This window comes from Providencia sp. PROV269, from assembly GCF_028477785.1.
Lineage (GTDB): Bacteria > Pseudomonadota > Gammaproteobacteria > Enterobacterales > Enterobacteriaceae > Providencia > Providencia rettgeri.
Genome location: NZ_JAMPLV010000004.1, coordinates 157,766 through 178,857 on the forward strand (window position 1 = coordinate 157,766; position 21,092 = coordinate 178,857).

The 21,092-nt window shown below is 39.1% G+C and carries 21 protein-coding genes; 9 read left to right on the forward strand and 12 right to left on the reverse strand.

Annotation, left to right across the window (positions count from 1 at the left end; all coding sequences use genetic code 11):
• Positions 1-63: 63 nt before the first annotated feature.
• From PR683_RS07160 to trmJ, 11 genes are all read right to left on the reverse strand, one after another.
• The gene (locus tag PR683_RS07160) at positions 64-516 is read right to left on the reverse strand and encodes an enhanced serine sensitivity protein SseB C-terminal domain-containing protein (protein WP_004912652.1); all 453 of its coding nucleotides are present in this window, start codon (positions 514-516) and stop codon (positions 64-66) included.
• Positions 517-627: 111 nt separating this feature from the next.
• Positions 628-1,923 (reverse strand): aminopeptidase PepB, encoded by a 1,296-nt coding sequence (gene pepB / locus PR683_RS07165; protein WP_036959049.1) that lies wholly within the window; start codon positions 1,921-1,923, stop codon positions 628-630.
• Between the two features lie 173 nt (positions 1,924-2,096).
• The gene (gene iscX, locus PR683_RS07170) at positions 2,097-2,297 is read right to left on the reverse strand and encodes a Fe-S cluster assembly protein IscX (RefSeq protein ID WP_004912658.1); all 201 of its coding nucleotides are present in this window, start codon (positions 2,295-2,297) and stop codon (positions 2,097-2,099) included.
• 334 nt (positions 2,298-2,631) lie between these two features.
• On the reverse strand, positions 2,632-2,967 hold the full coding sequence (gene fdx, locus PR683_RS07175) for an ISC system 2Fe-2S type ferredoxin (RefSeq protein ID WP_004912660.1): 336 nt from the start codon (positions 2,965-2,967) through the stop codon (positions 2,632-2,634).
• 2 nt (positions 2,968-2,969) lie between these two features.
• A complete protein-coding gene (hscA, locus tag PR683_RS07180) occupies positions 2,970-4,820 on the reverse strand; it encodes a Fe-S protein assembly chaperone HscA (protein ID WP_211889452.1) in 1,851 nt (616 codons plus the stop codon).
• A gap of 12 nt (positions 4,821-4,832) precedes the next feature.
• On the reverse strand, positions 4,833-5,354 hold the full coding sequence (hscB, locus tag PR683_RS07185; protein ID WP_004912668.1) for a co-chaperone HscB: 522 nt from the start codon (positions 5,352-5,354) through the stop codon (positions 4,833-4,835).
• An 88-nt stretch (positions 5,355-5,442) separates the two neighbouring features.
• Positions 5,443-5,766, reverse strand: coding sequence for an iron-sulfur cluster assembly protein IscA (iscA, locus tag PR683_RS07190; protein ID WP_004912669.1), 324 nt, complete (start codon positions 5,764-5,766; stop codon positions 5,443-5,445).
• Positions 5,767-5,967: 201 nt separating this feature from the next.
• A complete protein-coding gene (gene iscU / locus PR683_RS07195; RefSeq protein WP_004264914.1) occupies positions 5,968-6,354 on the reverse strand; it encodes a Fe-S cluster assembly scaffold IscU in 387 nt (128 codons plus the stop codon).
• A 24-nt stretch (positions 6,355-6,378) separates the two neighbouring features.
• On the reverse strand, positions 6,379-7,593 hold the full coding sequence (locus PR683_RS07200; protein ID WP_004912674.1) for an IscS subfamily cysteine desulfurase: 1,215 nt from the start codon (positions 7,591-7,593) through the stop codon (positions 6,379-6,381).
• A 121-nt stretch (positions 7,594-7,714) separates the two neighbouring features.
• Positions 7,715-8,212 (reverse strand): Fe-S cluster assembly transcriptional regulator IscR, encoded by a 498-nt coding sequence (gene iscR / locus PR683_RS07205; RefSeq protein ID WP_004264917.1) that lies wholly within the window; start codon positions 8,210-8,212, stop codon positions 7,715-7,717.
• A gap of 119 nt (positions 8,213-8,331) precedes the next feature.
• Entirely contained in the window at positions 8,332-9,063 is a 732-nt protein-coding gene (gene trmJ, locus PR683_RS07210; protein WP_004912680.1) for a tRNA (cytosine(32)/uridine(32)-2'-O)-methyltransferase TrmJ, read from the reverse strand.
• A gap of 123 nt (positions 9,064-9,186) precedes the next feature.
• On the opposite strand from trmJ, the gene suhB reads away from it, so the two are divergent.
• Positions 9,187-9,990 (forward strand): inositol-1-monophosphatase, encoded by an 804-nt coding sequence (suhB, locus tag PR683_RS07215; RefSeq protein ID WP_109911478.1) that lies wholly within the window; start codon positions 9,187-9,189, stop codon positions 9,988-9,990.
• Between the two features lie 82 nt (positions 9,991-10,072).
• Here the strand turns inward: suhB and PR683_RS07220 are convergent, their stop codons facing one another.
• Complete coding sequence (locus tag PR683_RS07220) at positions 10,073-11,089, reverse strand: zinc-binding alcohol dehydrogenase family protein (RefSeq protein WP_110732031.1); 1,017 nt, start codon at positions 11,087-11,089, stop codon at positions 10,073-10,075.
• Positions 11,090-11,232: 143 nt separating this feature from the next.
• Between PR683_RS07220 and PR683_RS07225 the strand changes: the two genes are divergently transcribed.
• From PR683_RS07225 to PR683_RS07260, 8 genes are all read left to right on the forward strand, one after another.
• Positions 11,233-12,138, forward strand: a complete 906-nt coding sequence (locus PR683_RS07225) for a GntR family transcriptional regulator (RefSeq protein WP_004912686.1) — start codon at positions 11,233-11,235, stop codon at positions 12,136-12,138.
• Between the two features lie 364 nt (positions 12,139-12,502).
• Complete coding sequence (locus tag PR683_RS07230; protein ID WP_196723839.1) at positions 12,503-13,948, forward strand: tagaturonate reductase; 1,446 nt, start codon at positions 12,503-12,505, stop codon at positions 13,946-13,948.
• A gap of 52 nt (positions 13,949-14,000) precedes the next feature.
• Complete coding sequence (locus tag PR683_RS07235; protein ID WP_004912689.1) at positions 14,001-15,005, forward strand: C4-dicarboxylate TRAP transporter substrate-binding protein; 1,005 nt, start codon at positions 14,001-14,003, stop codon at positions 15,003-15,005.
• A gap of 77 nt (positions 15,006-15,082) precedes the next feature.
• A complete protein-coding gene (locus PR683_RS07240; protein ID WP_004912692.1) occupies positions 15,083-15,562 on the forward strand; it encodes a TRAP transporter small permease in 480 nt (159 codons plus the stop codon).
• A complete protein-coding gene (locus PR683_RS07245) occupies positions 15,553-16,830 on the forward strand; it encodes a TRAP transporter large permease (RefSeq protein WP_109911474.1) in 1,278 nt (425 codons plus the stop codon). Before PR683_RS07240 ends, PR683_RS07245 begins: the two co-directional genes overlap by 10 nt.
• Before the next feature lie 413 nt (positions 16,831-17,243).
• A complete protein-coding gene (locus PR683_RS07250) occupies positions 17,244-17,834 on the forward strand; it encodes a fimbrial protein (RefSeq protein ID WP_109911473.1) in 591 nt (196 codons plus the stop codon).
• Positions 17,835-17,871: 37 nt separating this feature from the next.
• Positions 17,872-18,573 (forward strand): fimbrial biogenesis chaperone, encoded by a 702-nt coding sequence (locus PR683_RS07255; RefSeq protein ID WP_227024227.1) that lies wholly within the window; start codon positions 17,872-17,874, stop codon positions 18,571-18,573.
• A gap of 14 nt (positions 18,574-18,587) precedes the next feature.
• A complete protein-coding gene (locus PR683_RS07260; RefSeq protein ID WP_109911471.1) occupies positions 18,588-21,092 on the forward strand; it encodes a fimbria/pilus outer membrane usher protein in 2,505 nt (834 codons plus the stop codon).

The window sequence follows — 21,092 nt, forward strand, 5'->3', positions numbered from 1 at the left end:
TAAATGAGCAATATGCCTTTTATGAGTGAGAAAAACATTTTTCTCACTCTATACATGGAACTATTAGGTGTTTTTTACTGGGATTGTGTCTCGTAAGAAGCTACCAAGGCGACGCTGATAAAAAGGCTGAATATGTTGAGTAATAAAGTGGCTGACACCTTGCTCATTCTCATTTACCACACAAAAATCAATAGATTCGTCATCGGCTAAAAACTCACAAGCAAGTGTCCCCGCCTCATGAATAATGGAATCAATATTTTCTGCCCCTGCAGTAAACTCTAACGCTATCATTAATATTGGCGTTTCTTCAGCGTTATCACTCTCTACTGCGGAGACCATAAAACCGCGTCTCACGACTTTGTGTTGTTTAAAAAATTCGCTAAGCGCATCAACAATAGCCTGCGGCTGTTCTTCTAACACACTTAATTTAAGTGATGAGCCTTTCGGTACGGTTAACTCAGTAAATTGGATCTCAGTTTCTTGGGTGGAACTGTTATTATTCGATTGCTGCGACATTGCCAATCCCCTGCTATTAAAAAGAAGAGCTTATTATACTCGCAAATACATCAAGATAAAAAATAGGCACGAAAAGTTACCTTCCCGTGCCTGTTATTAATCAAACATTCACTACTTTGATTTACTGATTAATAAGTTTGCTAATGTTCTTACACCTGTACCCGTTGCGCCTTCTGCCCATAAGCTAACTGCAGATTTACGATAAGTCGCGGAGCAGTCGATATGTACCCAATTTTGACGATAATTTTCGACAAAATGCGATAAAAATGCCGCAGCAGTGCTTGCGCCTGCTGTGTGCGATGGTGCCGCGATGTTGTTCAAATCCGCAAAGCCAGACGGTAATTGTTGGCGATGGAACTCTGCCAAAGGTAAACGCCAGAACAGTTCAAACTCAGCGTCTGAAGCGCTCATCAAGTCAGCAACTAATTTATCATCGAAGCTCAACACTGAATGGTAGTCATTGCCCACGGCGGTTTTCGCCGCACCCGTCAAGGTTGCAGCATCAATGATCAGCGTTGGTTTTTCTTTGCTCGCATCAATCAGGCCATCAGCTAACACAAGGCGGCCTTCAGCATCCGTATTCATAATTTCAACGGATTTACCATTACGGTAACGAATAATATCACCCAATTTGAATGCATTACCGCTAACCATATTGTCAGCAATACACAGGAACATTTTGACGCGTTTTTGTAAGCCACGAGAAATCGCCAATGCCAATGAACCCGCTAAGGTTGCAGCACCGCCCATATCCGCTTTCATTGAATTCATGGAAGACGATGGTTTGATGCTATAACCACCTGAATCGAAAGTAATACCTTTGCCGACTAACGCAGCAAAAACAGGGGCATTTGGGTTCGCACCTGGGTTGTAATCTAACGCTAAAAAGACAGGTGGGCGACTTGAACCACGACCGACCGTATGAATACCGGTATACCCCTGTTCTAATAAGTCATCGCCTTTAATAATGCGGTAGCTAATGTCTTGTGCGCCCACAGTGCAGAGTAAATCAATGGCGCGTTGTGCGAGTTGTTCTGGGCCTAACTCTTCTGCAGGTGCGTTAATGACATCACGTACCCAATCAATGGTACGAATACGGTTTTCTAATTCTTTGCGGTCTGCTTCAGGCAATACTGGCCATTCAATCGTTCTCGCCCCTTTTGGCGCACGAAAACCTTGCCAAAATGCCCAGCTTTTTTCTAAATCCCATCCTTCGCCAGCCAAAGCAACATTGCGGATCCCTTGACCATCTAATTTACGGCCAGCGCTTTGTACTGCACATAATTTACCTGCATGTTTCAGGTGGATTGTCATCCCTTTATCACTAGAGCTTAACAATGCGCCTTCACCCCAACAAGGTGCAGCAGGCTCACAAGAAATCATTACTGGCATAATTTGTTTTGTCATCGTTTTTCTCACTTTGTCTATTTTTGCAGACAGTAAAAACCCATTGATTCTGTCGGCAGATAGCATTACCTTAACTGATAAATACCAATAGGGATATCATTATAGTGCTGATATAAAATAAAAAACCGAGCACTATTTCTGACAGTCACTCGGTTTTTAGGGTAAAACTCTACTTATTCGAACTCATCCAGCCAAACTAACAAAATGGCTTCTAGGATTTTCTCATTCGATTTTTGCGGGTCATCATCAAATTCTTCTAAATCGCAAATCCACTGGTGCATATCAGTAAAGCGCACCGTTTTAGGATCAACATCAGGAAATGCGTCGTACAGTGCTTCACCGATTTCGCGGCTATTTGACCATTTTAAACTCATGTTCTCTCACCAATTTGATTATTAAATGATTTTTACCATTGATGCTCTACGTTACAACGCCAAACATGCCGAGCATTTCAATTTTTTAAATAATTCACATTGTAGCTAGGCGGCGATTGAGCTAATCCCTAGGAGCATACAAAAGTATGTGATTCGAGTTAGCGAAAGAAGCCAACAACGCTACAGTATGAAGTATGACGAGCGTTTCTATTTTTTAAATAATTCACGTTGTAGCTAGGCGGCAAGTTGAGCTAATCCCTAGGAGCATACAAAAGTATGTGACTAGGGTTAGCGAAAGAAGCCAACAACGCTACAGCGTGAAGTATGACAAAAATCAGTGTTCGCGGGCGTGATTGATAGTATAACGAGGGATCTCTACCACTAAATCCTCATCCGTCACCAATGCTTGACAACTTAGACGGCTTTCAGGCTCTAACCCCCATGCTTTATCTAACATGTCATCTTCGAGTTCACTGCTTTCTTCCAGTGAATCGAAACCTTCACGAACAATACAATGACAGGTTGTACAAGCACAGGATTTTTCACAGGCGTGCTCAAGCTCAATACCGCTGCGTAGTGCAACATTTAAAATAGATTCGCCTTCTTGTGCTTCAACTACTGCACCGTCTGGACATAAATCACTATGAGGTAAAAAAACTATTTTAGGCATAATTATATCTCATCCACAGAATGGCCTGACAACGCTTGGCGAATGGAGGTATCCATGCGACGCGCTGCAAACTCCTGCGATTGCTTATCCAGTTGTTTAATGGCATTTTCAATTACGATTGGGTCTGTACCCTCAACCGCTTTAATTAACTCATTGACTGCATTATCAATTTCTGACTCTTCTTCTGGCGTCAGTAAATTGCCATCTTGGGCTAATGCGCTCGTTAAACTTTCAAGCACTCTTGCAGCTTCAACTTTTTGCTCCGCTAAGCGGCGCGCATTTAAATCATCTTGCGCGTTAGTCATTGAATCTTTAATCATGTTTGAAATTTCGTTATCCGTTAACCCATACGATGGCTTAACTTGAATCGATGCTTCTACACCTGTCGATTTTTCCATGGCGCTAACACTCAACAGCCCATCGGCATCGACTTGAAAAGTCACACGAATATGTGCCCCACCTGCGGCCATCGCTGGAATATCACGCAAGGTAAAGCGAGCTAATGAACGGCAATCTGCCACCATTTCGCGTTCACCTTGTACGACATGAACGCTCATCGCCGTTTGACCATCTTTAAAGGTGGTAAACTCTTGGGCTCGAGCAACAGGGATGGTGGTGTTACGCGGGATCACTTTTTCGACTAATCCACCCATCGTTTCCAAACCAAGAGAGAGTGGGATCACATCTAACAACAGCATCTCGCTATCAGGCTTGTTTCCGACTAAAATATCCGCTTGAATTGCAGCGCCAATGGCGACAACTTTATCTGGGTCGATGGATGTCAGTGGTGATTTACCAAAAAACTCCCCGACTTTTTGACGTACTAGTGGCACACGAGTCGAACCACCGACCATCACGACATTCAGAACATCTTCAACCTCAACACCCGCATCTTTTAACGCACGGCGACAAGCCATCAGAGTGCGCTTTACGTAATTTTCAATTAACGTTTCAAACTGCTCACGACGAATTTCCCCTTGCCAGTTGGCAAGCTGAATAGTCACTGTTTCTGCATCACTAAGCGCAACTTTGGTTTCTGTCGCCACATTTAATAACTGACGATTTAAATGATGATCACCTTGTAATGAAACCCCTGCCTGCTCAGCAATCCACTGAGCCAATACTTGGTCAAAGTCATCACCACCAAGCGCGGTATCGCCGCCCGTTGCTAACACTTCAAAAACACCACGGCTCAGGCGTAAAATGGACACATCAAAAGTGCCACCACCGAGGTCATAAACAGCAATCACACCTTCTTGCCCAGAGTCTAATCCATAGGCAATCGCAGCCGCAGTCGGTTCATTCAGCAAACGCAATACATGTAAGCCTGCAAGGCGCGCTGCATCTTTGGTCCCTTGGCGTTGTGCATCATCAAAATAAGCCGGTACTGTGATCACTACGCCATCCATTTCCCCACCTAAGGTTTCTTCAGCACGTTTTGCTAGTGTTCTTAGAATGTCAGAAGAAACTTGGATTGGGTCAACTTGGCCAGCCACGGTTTGAATAAACGGCAAACCATTTTCACTGGCAGTCAATTGATAAGGTAAGTCAGGGTAGCGTTTTTGAATATCGGCTAATGAACGCCCCATCATACGTTTCACTGAAATAATGGTATTGACCGGGTCTTGCTCGGCAAGTTGTTTCGCTTCCCATCCCACTAATTTGCTTTCGGGTTGATAATTAACAATCGATGGTAATAAAAAGCGCCCTTGGCTATCAGGCAAAGCTGCAGCTTCACCACTGCGCACTGTCGCAATCAAAGAGTGGGTGGTACCTAAATCAATGCCTGCAGCCAATTTGCGTTGATGCGGAGCTGCTGTCATACCGGGTTCGCTGATTTGTAGTAACGCCATAATCGTTTTCTCTTAAAATTCATCTAGTAATCGTTCTTCGAGTTGCTCTGCTTGCTGCTGAAGCTTGTCGAGAAAACGTAGTTTACGTACGGTATCAGCGGCTTTTTCCCACTGCATGGCATCTAGCTCTGTCACCATCAGTGCACTTCGTGCTTGCTGCATTTGTTTGACGCTCTGCATAAATTTAGCCAATAGATCAAGTGCGTCATCACTGTTCTCAATATTGTCTAACTCTTCGCGTAGCTCAAGTTGCTCCATCAAAAATGCCGTATCATGCATGGTATGTTGTTCGTTATTAATATCAAAACCATGCAATGAAAGCATATATTCCGCGCGTTTTAGCGGATGACGGAGGGCTTGATAAGCAGCATTAATGGTTGCTGCTTTTTGTAGTGCTTGCATTTTCTCCTGTTCAGAACAGGTTGCAAAACGGTCAGGATGGTATTGACGCTGTAAGTCTTGAAAACGTAACGTCAGTTGTTCGCTATCGATGGCATAGATGGGAGTCAACCCAAAAAGAGTAAAATAATCCATAAGTGCTCAGTTTCTCGAACCGGTTACCAATACCACTAATAAAATAAAATTAGTAAGATTGGCCAAAAATTAGGCTTAATAAAACGCATTATACGTGAAAACTTTCACCGCATCCGCATTCACTATTGACGTTAGGGTTATTAAATTTAAACCCTTCGTTTAAGCCTTCTTTCACGAAATCCAGCTCAGTACCATCAAGATAAACAATGCTCTTGCCATCGATGATGACTTTCACACCTTTATCTTCAAAAACTGTGTCTTCTTCATTGATTGTATCAGCAAATTCAAGAACATAAGCCATTCCTGAACAACCTGAAGTTCTTACACCTAAACGCAAACCTTCGCCTTTCCCACGATTTTGTAGAAAGGATTGAATACGCTGCGCAGCACTTTCTGTAAGAGAAATAGACATTGCAAACCTCACTTTAGAAACAAACAAGGCAGATGCTACTCATGAGTCGCATCCGCCTTCAAATTATTTTATACCCACCCTATTTCTAAACTAAGAAACTCAGCGATGTTTAGCCTAGACGCCGTGGGTATTGTTCCAGTTATAGGACGATAACTTGTTGTTATTTATTAATATGGGTTGCCCTATAGACTGATTAAAAACTTATTTGCTTTGGCGTTTGCTTTTGTAATCAGCAATAGCAGCTTTAATTGCATCTTCAGCCAGAATTGAACAGTGAATTTTCACTGGTGGTAATTCTAACTCTTCGGCAATCGCTGTATTTTTGATTGACTCCGCTTCGTCCAAACTTTTGCCTTTCATCCATTCAGTCACGAGTGAACTTGATGCAATTGCTGAACCACAGCCATAAGTTTTAAAGCGTGCATCTTCAATAATGCCGTCATCATTTACTTTAATCTGTAATTTCATGACGTCACCACAGGCAGGTGCGCCTACCATACCGCTACCTACGCTTGGGTCGCTGTTGTCAAACGAACCAACGTTGCGTGGGTTTTCATAATGATCGATAACTTTTTCACTGTAAGCCATTTTTAAACTCCTGAAACCGTCTGATTAATGGTGAGACCATTCGATGCTGTTAAGATCTACGCCGTCTTTGAACATTTCCCATAAAGGAGACAGCTCGCGTAAGTGGCCAATTGCGCCATGAATCATTTTGATTGCATAGTCAATTTCTTCTTCTGTCGTGAAACGACCTAAAGAGAAACGGATTGAGCTATGTGCCAGCTCATCATTCATCCCTAAAGCGCGCAGTACATAAGAAGGTTCTAGGCTTGCAGAAGTACATGCAGAACCTGAAGATACAGCCAAATCTTTTAATGACATCATCAGTGATTCACCTTCAACATAGTTGAAGCTGACGTTCAGAATGTGCGGCGCACCGTGTTCTAAATCACCATTGAGGTAAACTTCTTCGATATCTTTAATGCCATTCCACAAACGTAACCGTAAACCGCGTAAGCGTTCAGATTCCGCCGCCATTTCTTCTTTGGCAATACGGTAAGCTTCGCCCATACCCACGATTTGGTGTACAGGTAATGTCCCAGAACGCATACCGCGCTCATGACCACCGCCATGTTGCTGCGCTTCAAGGCGAATACGCGGTTTGCGGCGCACATATAACGCACCGATACCCATTGGCCCGTAAAGTTTGTGAGCAGAGAATGACATTAAATCCACTTTTAGCGCACTAAGGTCGATAGGTAATTTACCTACGCTTTGTGTTGCATCAACGTGGAAAATAATTCCTTTGCTACGGCATAATTCACCGATAGCTGCGATATCCTGCACAACCCCAATTTCGTTATTAACATGCATAATAGAAATTAAAATCGTGTCTTCACGGATAGCGTCTTGTAGGTCTTGCATAGCAATTAAACCATTGCTTTGTGGTGACAGATAAGTCACTTCAAAACCTTCACGCTCTAATTGGCGGCAAGTATCTAAAACGGCTTTGTGTTCCGTTTTACAGGTAATAATGTGGTTGCCTTTCTTTTTATAGAAATTAGCAGCGCCTTTAATCGCTAAGTTATCAGACTCAGTTGCGCCTGAGGTAAATACAATTTCACGTGGGTCAGCACCCACTAATTCGGCGATTTGATTGCGAGCAATATCCACCGCTTCTTCAGCTTGCCAGCCGAAACGATGAGAACGGGACGCTGGGTTACCAAAGTTCCCATCCATTGTTAAACATTGCATCATTTTTTCAGCCACACGCGGGTCAACCGGTGTTGTTGCTGAATAATCAAGATAAATTGGTAATTTCATTGCTCACTTACTCCAAAGGACAAGCTAACTTGCCTTTAATTTTTAAAGATACAAATGGCGGAAATTAGCTCTTCGTCTAATAACTCACCAAAATGTACCGACTGCAATTTTTTTAATATTTTTAAGCACGTACATTGATAATCGATTCAGGTGTAATCCCATTTGGCATGGTCTTACGCTGTTCGTTATCTTGTCTATCAGCAACAACCATGACTTCTTGGTTTTTAACCAGTTCATCAAGGCTAATGCTGCTAAGGAAACTTGTAATTCTATCGCTTAAATCGCGCCATAATGCGTGAGTTAAGCAGCGATCACCATTTTGGCAACCTTCTTTATTACCCTGACAACGGGTGGCGTCAACAGATTCATCTACCGCAGCGATTACTTCAGCAACAAAGATTTGGTCTGCGTCTCTACCAAGCAAATAACCGCCACCTGGACCGCGCACACTCGAAACTAACTCGTTTTTACGTAAACGAGAGAAAAGTTGCTCAAGATAAGAGAGGGAAATTCCCTGACGTTCAGAAATGTCAGCTAAAGGCACTGGACCTGACTGAGAGTGTAATGCGACATCTAACATCGCAGTTACTGCGTAACGCCCTTTGGAAGTGAGTCTCATAACATATTACTCCATGGTAAATTATGGTCAGATTGTGACATTCCTGAGTAATTTAGTCAACTATTTACCTGACTAATTTACTCAAGTATTATTCACCTGATTTTACCACGGATTTAACCTCACTTTTTCGCCCATTTTTCCATTGATGTTAAGATACCCCGCAGGATATGTAACTCTTGGGTTTCGATATGCGCTCGAGTGAATAAACGGCGTAATTTATTCATAATTAAGCCAGGGTGCGCTTTACGAATAAAACCTGATTCATTCAACACGCTCTCAAGATGGACATAAAAACGTTCAACATCTTCTGACGGTGGGTATTCTACCTCATCATCAGCGGAAATTACCGTATTTTTTTCATCCATTGAAAGATACGCCATGCGTATTTCATAACTCACCAATTGCACTGCCATCGCTAAATTCAAAGAACCGTATTCTGGGTTTGTGGGGATATATAAATGATATTGGCATTTTTGAAGTTCTTCGTTGGTTAAGCCCACTCGCTCACGGCCAAATACGATAGCAACAGGTGATTCTTTGGATTGCTCAACAGATTTAATGCCGCATTCACGTGGTTCAACCATTGGCCAAGATAAGGTGCGAGAACGTGCACTGGTACCGATCACTAACTTACAGCCTTCTAAAGCTTCATCGAGAGTTTTAACTATTGTCGCATTACCAATAACATCACTTGCCCCGGCAGAAAGCGCAATAGAGTGTGAATCAGGTTCAACGAGAGGATTAACGAGGTACAGATTAGAAAGCCCCATGGTTTTCATGGCACGAGCTGTTGAGCCCATATTACCAGTGTGTGAGGTTTCAACAAGAACAATACGGATGTTATCTAACATGATTTATACGTTTAATGAAAAAATTATTGCAATAGCTTAACACAAAATTGCTTATTGTGACGAACATCTATATACTTCGGCACTCAAGTTTTTCGTTCTTTAACATTCCAGTGGAAAAAGCCCATGCATCCGATGCTTAACATCGCCATACGTGCAGCACGTAAGGCCGGTAATCACATAGCTAAAAACTATGAAATGCCTAGCAATATTAAAGTCACTCAGAAAGGCACTAACGATTTCGTTACTAACGTTGACCAAGAATCTGAGCAACTGATTATTGAAATCATCCGCAAATCATATCCTGACCACACTATTATCACTGAAGAAAGTGGTGAACTAATTGGTAAAGATGATGATATTCAATGGGTAATCGATCCACTGGATGGCACTACCAACTTCACAAAACGTCTCCCCCATTTTTCTGTTTCTATCGCTGTGCGCGTTAAAGGCCGTACAGAAGTTGCTGTTGTTTATGACCCAATGCGTAATGAATTATTTAGCGCAGTACGTGGGCAAGGCGCTCAGCTTAACGGTTATCGTATTCGCATCGACGAAAAACGTGACCTTGATGGCGCTATCGTTGCGACAGGCTTCCCTTTCAAACAAAAACAACATGCACCTGTCTATATGAACATCATGACTGCGATGTTTAACAAATGTGCTGATTTGCGTCGTACCGGCTCCGCAGCATTAGATTTATGCTATGTGGCTTCTAGCCGTGTTGATGCTTTTTTTGAAATTGGTTTAAAACCGTGGGATTTCATGGGCGGTGAGCTGATCATGCGTGAAGCTGGCGGCATCATAACTGACTTTGTTGGCGGTCATAATTATTTAGCCTCAGGTAACTTAGTTGCTGGTAGCCCACGTGTTGTTAGAGACATACTGTCCGTCATGAAAGATGAGTTATCAGAAGCATTAAAGCGCTAACACATCCTTTCTAGAGACGAACTAAAAACAAAACCCACTTTTATTGTGGGTTTTTTGTTATTATTTAAAGATAAATTGTTATTTAAAATAAAATAACACCTTTAATTAATTCACGATTATTAATAACATCACTTTCATAAATATCACCAATGGTATTAAAATCAAATTGATGCGTTAGCATCATACCACTAGATAACTTACCTTCTGCCATTAACCTTGCAACTTTATTGAAATCTTCAGGAGTGGCATTTCGGCTTCCCATCATTGTTGTCTCTTTCTTATGAAAATCTGGATCTGGAAACGATAAATTACCTTTAAATAGCCCAACAAATACAATTAAGCCACCATGACGAATTAAATTCACCGCGGTGTTCATTGCGTGTTGATTCCCCGTTGCATCAATAACTTTCTCAGCAAGCATACCTGAAAAATGGTGTTCAATACTTGATAAGTAGTTTTCATCGGCTGGGTCACACGTTTTTAAGCCTAATACTTTTTCAACATGTTGACGACGTGCCTCGCTGGTATCAGCCACTAATACGTTAGCACCATCCGCTTTAGCAATAGCAGCAACACCTAGCCCTATAGGCCCTGCCCCTACAACTAAAACAGTATCTTGAGGTTTAACCTGCGCACGCCTGACGGCATGAGCACTGATTGAAAATGGTTCGATTAAGGCGCCATCAATATCTGTAACTGTATCTTCAATCGCTAATACATTTTTCTCTGGCACATTTAAATATTCACAAAAACCACCATCTTCGTGAACGCCAATAACTGAAATTTTTTCGCAGCAATTTGTTTTTCCTTCCTTACAAGCACCACATTCATAGCAGGCAACATAAGGCATTACAGCAACACGCTGACCGACTTTCCATTGTGTAACGTCAGGTGCAACATCACAAATAGTTCCAGAGATTTCATGTCCTAATACTCGTGGATATTGAAAAAAGGGCTGATTTCCTCCCCAAGCGTGGATATCCGTTCCACATATTCCAACCGCATGTATTTTTATTTTTACATGCCCAACTTGCACTGTAGGTTCAACGACTTGTTGATAGACTAATTTTTTAGGTTCCTGACAAATCAATTGTTTCATATTTTCCTCCGTCAATTAATCTGTCTTTTTTAATTTAAAAAACATAGACTAGATACTTAACAACCGAATTTTGTGATTAAATGTTTTTAAATCGGTTTTAAATCGGTCTTTAAAGAATAAAAATCAGATTAAGGAGTGTTTAAATGGTGAGGAGTAAAAATGTACGCTATGGGTCAATTAATGAATTTTTAGACGCTATACATAAAAATTTATTAACATCCCCCTTTCCCTCACAATCTTCTTTAGCTGAGATGTTTAATATCAGTCGAACCACAGTGAGACATACCCTCGAATATTTATTAGAAAAGAAAATCATTGAAAAACAAGGGAGTGAATATCATGTTATTCGCTATCCCAATAAAACTGATTTCTTTCCTGTTGAATCAAGTCTTCCTGATCAACAAATCGTCTTATTCGAAAAAGCGTTTTATCAAATGATTAAACGCAAAGAATTGATGCCTGGGGATACTTTTACTGAATTACAACTAGCAAAAAAAAGCCATGTAAGTTCTAGTATTGTTCGGGAGTTCTTAGTGGAGTTTTCTCGTTATGGGTTAATTAAAAACACCCACCGGGGGAACTGGCACATGATGAAATTTTCGCGTGAATATGCAGAAAAGCTTTTTGAGTTCAGGGAATTGCTAGAAACCAATGCTCTGACTCATTTTTTAAATTTACCACCAGATGACCACCGTTGGATTTTAGCGAAAGAGCTATTACTCAAACATAGGACACTACGGGAAACCGTTACTATCAATTACCGCGACTTTTCCCAACTAGATTATGAACTACATAGTCTTATTTTATCAGGTGCCAATAACCCGTTTTTTAATCAGTCTCTTGAAATCATCACTGTGATATTTCACTTTCAATATCAATGGGATGAGTCAGATTTAAAAGAAAGAAATGTACTGGCAATTGAAGAACATATGACCATTTTAAGTGCTTTGATTAGCCGTAATGATATTGTGGCGATGAATGAACTTCGACATCATTTAGATACCGCTAAAAGAACTATGATTAACTCCATACAGCAAACTTATGAATAAATAACATTAAGTTACAAGGCCAATGAATGGTCAACGATGACTTATTCTTTGGCTCGATAATATATACATCAAATAAAACCTGAATTTTTTAGTAAAAAAAACAACTTAATTATAAAATTACTATTAATCAAAATTATAAAAAATAAAAATATTACTATTTTTCATGCAATTAAAATACCAACTAACTAAATAGATTGAATTCATTTATAATTCCATCTGTTTTTAACTGATAAAAAACAGATTAAAAACATCAAAAAGCCATTCATTCCACAAAATTGATGCAATTAATAGTCCATAGAAAAAAATACTTCTAGTCTGAATCAACACCGGATGATTAATACACATAATAACTAGAGGAATGGTCATGGATTACTTAAATAGACAGTCAATGGCTAATAAGCAATACCCAGAGAGAATTTTGCAATTCGGAGAAGGTAATTTTCTACGTGCTTTTATCGACTGGATGGTTGACCAACTGAATGAAAAGACAGATTTCAATAGTGGCATTACGCTTGTCAGGCCAATTGACTCATCACATCCCTCAATCAATCAGCAAAATGGACTTTATACTGCCATCACCAGGGGAATTAATGAACAAAAACAAAGCGTTTCGAATATAAGAATTATTAATTCGGTTAACCGTGAAATACTGATTTATTCTGAATATGATAAGTTTCTAAAATGTGCAGAAAATCCCGAATTACAATGGATCTTCTCTAACACGACGGAAGCAGGGATCGTATATAAGCACGACGTACGCTTAGAAGATGCACCAGCAAGTAGTTTCCCTGCGAAACTTACTCAGTTTTTATTTCACCGCTTTCAACATTTTAATGGTGATAATAGCAAAGGGTTGTTCATCATCCCCTGTGAGTTAATTGACTATAATGGCGATAAGTTACAAGAGTTTGTGAATCAACATGCGCAAGACTGGCAACTCCCCGCAGATTTTATTGCTTGGCTAAATAGCAGTAATACGTTTTGTTCTACGTTAGTCGATAGGATCGTTACTGGCTACCCGAAAAATGAAATTGAGAAACTGGAAAAAGAATTAGGTTATAAAGACGATTTTCTCGTCACTGCTGAATATTTCTATTTATTTGTCATTCAAGGGCCAAAAATACTAGAGCAGAAGCTAAAACTGAATGAATTACCATTAAATATCAAAGTAGTCGATGACATAAAGCCCTACAAAGAGCGTAAAGTTGCAATCTTAAATGGTGCGCACACCGCGATGGTTCCTGTTGCTTACTTGGCAGGGATCAGAACTGTCCGTGATGTCACTAGCAACCCAATCTTTTTAGCTTTCATTAAAGATTTAATTGATAATGAAGTTATTCCTGTTTTATCTCAAAGCCCTTCGGAGCTCGCGGCTTTTGCCTCCGCAGTTATTGACCGCTTTAATAACCCATATATAGAACATGAATTAATTTCAATATCTCTAAACTCGTTAACTAAATTTAAAACTCGCCTATTACCTCAATTAATCTCTTATGTTAAGCAATACAATAAAATTCCTTATTGCATTTCATTTTCACTTGCTGCACTTATTGTTTTCTATCGAGGAAAACAGGCTGAACAACTCATTCCTTTAAATGATGATGATTATTTACTTGAACGCTTTAAAGCTTGGCATGAACTCTATGACTCAAATGTAAAACAACTTACTGAAAATGTGCTAGCAATGTCTGATTTATGGGGATTAAACCTCAACGAAATACCACAATTACAAGATGATGTGAGCCAAAAAATTACTGAAATTCTGAGTAGCGGTACAGAATCAATGCTACGCAGAAAATACATTGGTTAGAAAAAGAAAATAAATACTTAAAACAATAAATCCCCCTACAGGAGATACCTTTATGAAACTGAGCACATTAAACGGAAAAAAACTTCTTAGCTTAACACTCAGCACAATGCTATTAATGGGCAGCATGACAAATGCCGCATTTGCAGATGCTAAATATAAGTTAAAAGTCGCTTATGAAAATAACCCTGGAGAGCCTTTTGATTTAGCTATTCACGAATGGGCAAAAAAATTCAATGAAAAAACTAATGGTGAAGGTGAATTAATTCCTTATCCAAGCTCACAATTAGGCTCCAAAAAAGATGTCATCGAACAAATGAAGTTAGGTAGCCCACTAATTACCTTAGCAGATGGTGCCTTCTTTTCTGATTATGTACCTGATTACGGCATTATGTTTGGGCCGTATTTAGGACTATCTTATAAAGATATTTTTAAATTAAATGCCTCACCTTGGTATGGTTCCTTAGAACAACAGTTAGATAAAAAAGGCCTTCACGTGGTTTCTAAAGATTGGTTATATGGTTCACGCCATATCTTAGCCAATAAAATGATCCAAACCCCAGATGACCTAAAAGGCTTAAAAATTCGCGTCCCCAATAATAAAATTCAAATTAAAGGTTTAGAGGCAATGGGTGCCACACCAACACCATTACCTTTAGCAGAAGTTTATACTGCACTTAATCTTAAAATTATTGATGGCGCAGAAAACCCAATTCCTGTGCTATATGGGCAAAAACACCATGAAGCGGCCAAATTCTTGATTTTAACGGGTCATGTAGAGAACGTAACCAACCTAGTCATGGGCAGCAAAACCTACGCTAAATTACCTGAAAATATTCAGCAGGCTTTAGTTGAATCAGGAAATGAAGCTGGGCAATTCCTAACAGATTTAGTCTTACAACAAGAAAAAGAAATCATTGAGAAAATGAAAAATGAAGGTGTTACTGTTGTTGAAGTAGACAGAGCGCTCTTCAAAGAAAAATCTAAGCCTTTCTATAATGAATTCCCTGAATGGTCTGCGAATTTATATCAACAAACTCAAGATATTATTAATAAGTAACCCTATTACTTGGCGGTTAATACCGCCAATATTTTTACAATACAAATGGTTAACTATTATTCTCGCAAGGATCTTTTATGTTTAAATTTCTGGGGAAATTAAGTGATATAGTGGCTTCTCTTGCTGTTGCCGCTATTGTCATTATTACCATTCTTGCTGTATTCATGCGTTGGCTTCTTAATGACCCTTTAATGTGGAGTGAGGAAGTTTTAATCATTTGCTACATTTGGTTGGTGATGATTGGCGCAGCATCTGCGGCAGGCAAAAGAATGCATGTCAGTATTGATGCAATTACCTCTTTATTTCCTGAAAAAGTACAATTAGCTATTGCGGTCGTTACTCATATTATGGCCATTATTGCTTTATCAATTTTTGGTTATCTTGGATATGAACTCTCTATTATTGCAGAAGACAAAATAACACCAATTATTGGTGTCTCTTATTATTATATCGACCTTTCTGTACCCATTGGCGCATCCATCATGGTGTTATTTTCTATCCAACATTTACTGGAAGACATGAGTAAATTACTAAAAGGAGATAAACCATGTCAGTAATTATCGCCTGTATCGTATTAATATTCTGCTTTTTAATTAATGTTCCCATTTTTTTAAGTGTACTGATTGCATTACTCACCTACTTTTTCTCTGCGGGTGACATTTCTCCCCTCATTGCGGTACAACGCATTATTGGGGCTGGGGAAAATGTGACGTTACTTGCTATCCCTTTCTTCATTTTGTTAGGTAACCTTTTGAATTACACTGGTATTACTAGACGAATGTTGAAATTTACTGGTACTCTGTCTGGCCACTATCCAGGAGGACTTGCCCAATCTAACGTATTATTAAGTACAATGATGGGCGGACTTTCTGCATCTAACCTCGCTGACTGTGCAATGCTATCTAAAATGTTAGTGCCAGAAATGACAAAATTAGGTTATGGAAAAAGCTTCTCTGCCGCTGTCACTGCCGCAGGATCATTAATAACACCTATAATTCCACCGGGTATTGCATTAATCATCTATGGATTTGTCGCTGACGTCTCTATTGGTAAGATGTTTATGGCTGCAATCATTCCTGGATTAATGTGCTGCGTTGCTTTAATGGTTGCAATTTATCTGATTGCAAAAAAACGTGGATATAAGCCTGCTAGAGATAAAGCACCTACATTTGCTGAAGTTTACCAAACAGGTAAAGGAGCGATGTCTGCTTTCCTATTAGTTCTCGTTATTATTGGTGGAATTCGCTTTGGTATTTTTACACCAACAGAAGCTGGTGCTATTGCTGTACTTTACGTTATTGTAATTGGTACCTTCTTTTATCGTGAAATGAAGTTAAAAGACATTGCTGCCTCATTTTTAGAAACCGCCCGTTCAACAGCAAGTATCATGCTCATTATTATGACTTGTTCCGCATTAGCATGGGTATTGACGAACGAGCAAGTGGCGCAAGATGTTGCCAGAATGATGACCAATTTTTCTGATAACCCGTATGTCTTCTTAATGATTGTCAATGCGGTGTTGTTAATCCTAGGTATGTTTATTGAAGGAAATGCCGCAATTATTGTCCTTGTTCCATTATTAATGCCTACAGTAAAGCTATTAGGGATTGATCCTATCCATTTTGGCATTGTCATGATCCTTAATTTGGCCATCGGCTGCTTAACACCGCCAATGGGAACCGTCATGTTTGTAGCCACATCGATTACTGGTGTCCGTATTTCTGATTTTATTCGTGAAGTTATGCCCTTGTTCTTTGCATTAATTATCGTTTTACTCTTAGTCACCTTTATGCCTGTATTTACTACTTTCCTACCAAGCTTATAAGATATCTTTCAATGGCAAATCATTTTCTATGATTTGCCATTTTATTATCAATTTATTTTTTATAAATTAAATTTTATTTAATCCCATGAGTTAATATTACTTCTATTTATGATTAAGTTAATTGACCTTTGCCATTGTCATAATAACACTTACAACGAGAAGTATTCCAATAGACAAACCACTAACCACCAATAAACACACTTATTACGCGTTATTTTGAAACAATCAAAAAAATAATATTACATTAAATTCATATATATAAAAAACACACCAATCTCATTATTTGTTTTTTTAATTTTGAATTTGAAAAAAATGCACTTTATATCTAGCATAAAACAATACAGCTAATTTACATTCAGCTGTTAATCAAAGTTATATAACTTTATTTTATTTTTGACCTTATGGGGTTAATTATGTCTAGATATATACTACCTCTGTCTTTACTTTCTTTATCTTTTATATCAGGTTCAGCACTTGCAATAACGAATAGTGCTGGGGGAATTATTTCAATTTCTGGAGCAATAAGCGATACAACTTGTACCATTAATGGCGGAAATAGTGCCGATATGACTGTTGTTCTTGATCCAATAACCGTAACAGATGCAGGGACAACTGCCGCCACGGTTATTTCTAAAAATCAAAAACAATTTTCTTTAACTTTCTCTGATTGCGCACCCGCAAGCGTCCCTGTAAGTAATCTGAAATTACACTTCTATTCGTCAAGTAATATTTCTCCTTCCGGTTTGTATTTAGTGAATACTTCCGTGAATGAAAATGATGCTTCCGTTGCCAAAAACGTCGGATTTAGTTTATCTAAAACCAGTACTCCAACCACCGCAATTCCACTCAATGTGGCTTTTGATACTAACCTTACAGGAGCTGATACTGGTGGTGCGACAGGAGCTACCCTCAATTTAATTGCCAGTTATTATAAAACTAATGCAACTGCCGCCAAAGTCGGTCTTTTGCAATCAAACGTAATATATACAGTTTCCTATTTATAATTATGACTTAGCCAGGCTTTTATTAGCCTGGCTTTAAATGGATGCTATTATGAAAATTCTAGTTTTATTACTCACTATTTTATTTTCGAGCGCAACACTTTCTAATGTTATTATTACTGGCACTCGAATTATATATCCTGCTGACGCTGATAGTATTGCTGTACAATTAACCAATAACAGTAAAACATCGTCTCTTGTTCAGTCATGGATTGATAACGGTGATGAAAATTCCACGCCTGAGAATTCTGAAGCGCCTTTTTATTTATCCCCTCCTATTGTTAAAATTGAAGGTTTACAAGGTCAGCAACTAAAAATTAAAAAAATACCCGGAAAACTTCCTGAAAATGTTGAAAGCGTATTTTTCTTAAATGTTTTAGATATTCCTAAAACGCCAGAGTCTGCTAAAGGCAAAAATGCAATTCAGCTAGCCACACGTTCACGAATTAAAATTTTTTATCGTCCTATTGGGCTAACTGAATCTCCCGATGAGGTTATTAATAATGCAAGCTATCAGATTAAAAATAATAAAATATTAGTTAAAAATAATTCACAATACCATTTAACTATTGCAGCTATCGCACCATCTGACGATAAAAATAACTCATTAACTGATTCTGCGATGATTGCCCCTATGTCTGAAAAAGAATTACCTATTAAAGGAATAATGAAAAACCACGATCTTATTTTAATGTATGTGGATGACTATGGTGTTTTCAAATCTAAAAATATTAAACTTTAATAGAAGAAATCATCGTGAAAAAAGAAAATTATCTCTATCTCCTAATCTTAATAGGACTACAAAGTTATCAAAAGAACTCAATAGCGGACGAGTTTGAGACTTCCCTATTGGTAGGTAAATCTGCACAAGGAGATATTTCACGATTCTATACTGATAATAACATTCCATCAGGTAAACAATTAGCCGACCTTTATGTCAATAATAATTGGAAAGGTCAGTTTGAAATTGATATCAATAATGATGGTAAACTGATCAGCCTTGCTGCTGATGATGTGCAAAAATTAAATCTGAATTTGTCTTCTGAGGTAATTGAACAAACCAAACAACAGCCATTTATTCCTATAGATGATTTAGTACCCAATATAAAGTATAAATTTAATATCAACGACCTGCGGCTCGATATTATCGTCCCTCAAGTCGCTCTGAAACAAATCGAAGCTAACTATGTTGACCCCAGCCTCTGGAATTATGGCGAGCCTGCAATTATTTTTTCTTATAATACAAATTATTATAGTTACAAAGAGAAAAAAAACTCAAAAACCAGCAGTGACAATTTTTATGCGACCTTAAATTCAGGCATTAATTTGGGCGCCTGGCAATTTAGAGATGAGTCCAGCTATCGACATAGCTCTCATGGTAGCCAAAAATGGAAAAACAATACCCGTTATATTTATCGCCCCCTTAGTGCAATCAAATCCGGGTTGAAATTAGGTGATTTTTATACACCTGCAGCCCTATTTAATAGTATTCGAGTTCGAGGCATTGCATTGGCAACAGAAGCCAGTATGTTGCCAAATTCAAGTCAAAATTTTGTCCCCATTATACGCGGTGTCGCTCAAACAAATGCATTAGTCAGCGTATACCAAAATAACAATCTGGTTTATCAAGAAAACGTTCCCCCTGGTGAGTTCGCATTTAATGACCTTCAGCCTAGTGCTGGTGGTGGTGACTTATTCGTCGTTGTCCAAGAAGCTGATGGAAGGCAAGAAACCTTTACTGTACCCTATTCTGCTGTACCTGATATGCTCAAACAAGGCGTTTACAATTACAGCCTCATTGCTGGGCAAACAAAAATCGACAATACCCATTATCAACCCAAATTTACTCAAGGTGAGTTTCACTATGGTTTAAATAATTTAGTGACACTTTATGCAGGAATGTTATTTAGCGAAAAATACTATTCCGGCGTTATTGGGAGTGGTTGGAATTTTAGTTTTGGGGCCATTTCAGCTGATATTACGCAAGCAAATACTAAATTAGATTCAGGCGATCATAGTGGTCAAAGCTATCGCTTGACTTATAACAAATATATTAACGCAACGTCGACCAATTTAACCTTGGCGTCATATCGTTATTCGACTAGTGGCTACTATAGTTTTATTGATGCCATTTATTCCCAAGACAATTATCGCGCTTGGAAAGTTTATCAAGACCAGCTATCAGAAAAACTCGGCAATAATATTCCACCTGAACTTTCACTCACTAATTATGACGCCTTACGCGGTTCACGTGCTAAAAACACATTTACATTGAATTTAAACCAACAATTAGCAGATGGTTATGGTTCGGTATTCATCTCGGGGACACATCGTGATTATTGGAATACAAACGGTAATAGCCGTGAATATCAAGCTGGTTATGCCAACAACTATAACGATATTTCCTATAGTGTGTCTGTTTCACGTGTTCGTAATTACGACAGCGAAGAAGAAACACGTATTTATGCCAACTTTAGTGTTCCTTTTTCTTTATTTGAAAAACGCGCCAATATTAGCATGGGAAGTTATTTCACTGACTCTCGTTACCAACAAACTACGCTAAGTGTCAGTGGTATTGCAGGTAAAAATGACCAAGTCAATTATACGTTAACTGCAACGAACCAAAACGGTGGGAATAACTTAGTTGGTGGCAACGTCAGCTATCAGCTTCCCTCTAGCACGCTTTCAGGATCTTACACAGAGGCCAATAATTACCGCCAAACTGGTTTAGGCGCCAAAGGAACTCTGGTTGCTATCCCTGGACATATTGTTTTTTCAGGGGAAGCAGGACAAACCTATACCATCATTGATGCTCCAATGGCCAGTAACATGATGGTCAACGCTGATAAAACTACCTTAACCAACCAACAAGGTGTCGTTTTAGTTGCTAATTCCACACCGTATAGAACCAATACCTATACCTTGACGGATACAGAAAAAACCGCAGGTGCAGAGGTGCTCGGTAATATGGCCAATGTGAGTCCATATCAAGGAGCGGTGAATTACATCAAACTCGAAACCGATACACGACAAACTTATCTCATCCGAGGCGTGCTTGCTAATGGCGATAGCTTACCTTTTGGTACAGAAATCACAGATGCTAAACAGCAAAGTGTTGGTTATGTCGGTCAATCTGGCGTGATGTATATCAAAAGTGAGCAATTACCGATGGCATTGCACATAAAGCTTAAAGGGAAAAAGACATGTGTTATTGAGCCACTACTCAATACGATGGATAAGAATAAAAACCTCTGTCGATAA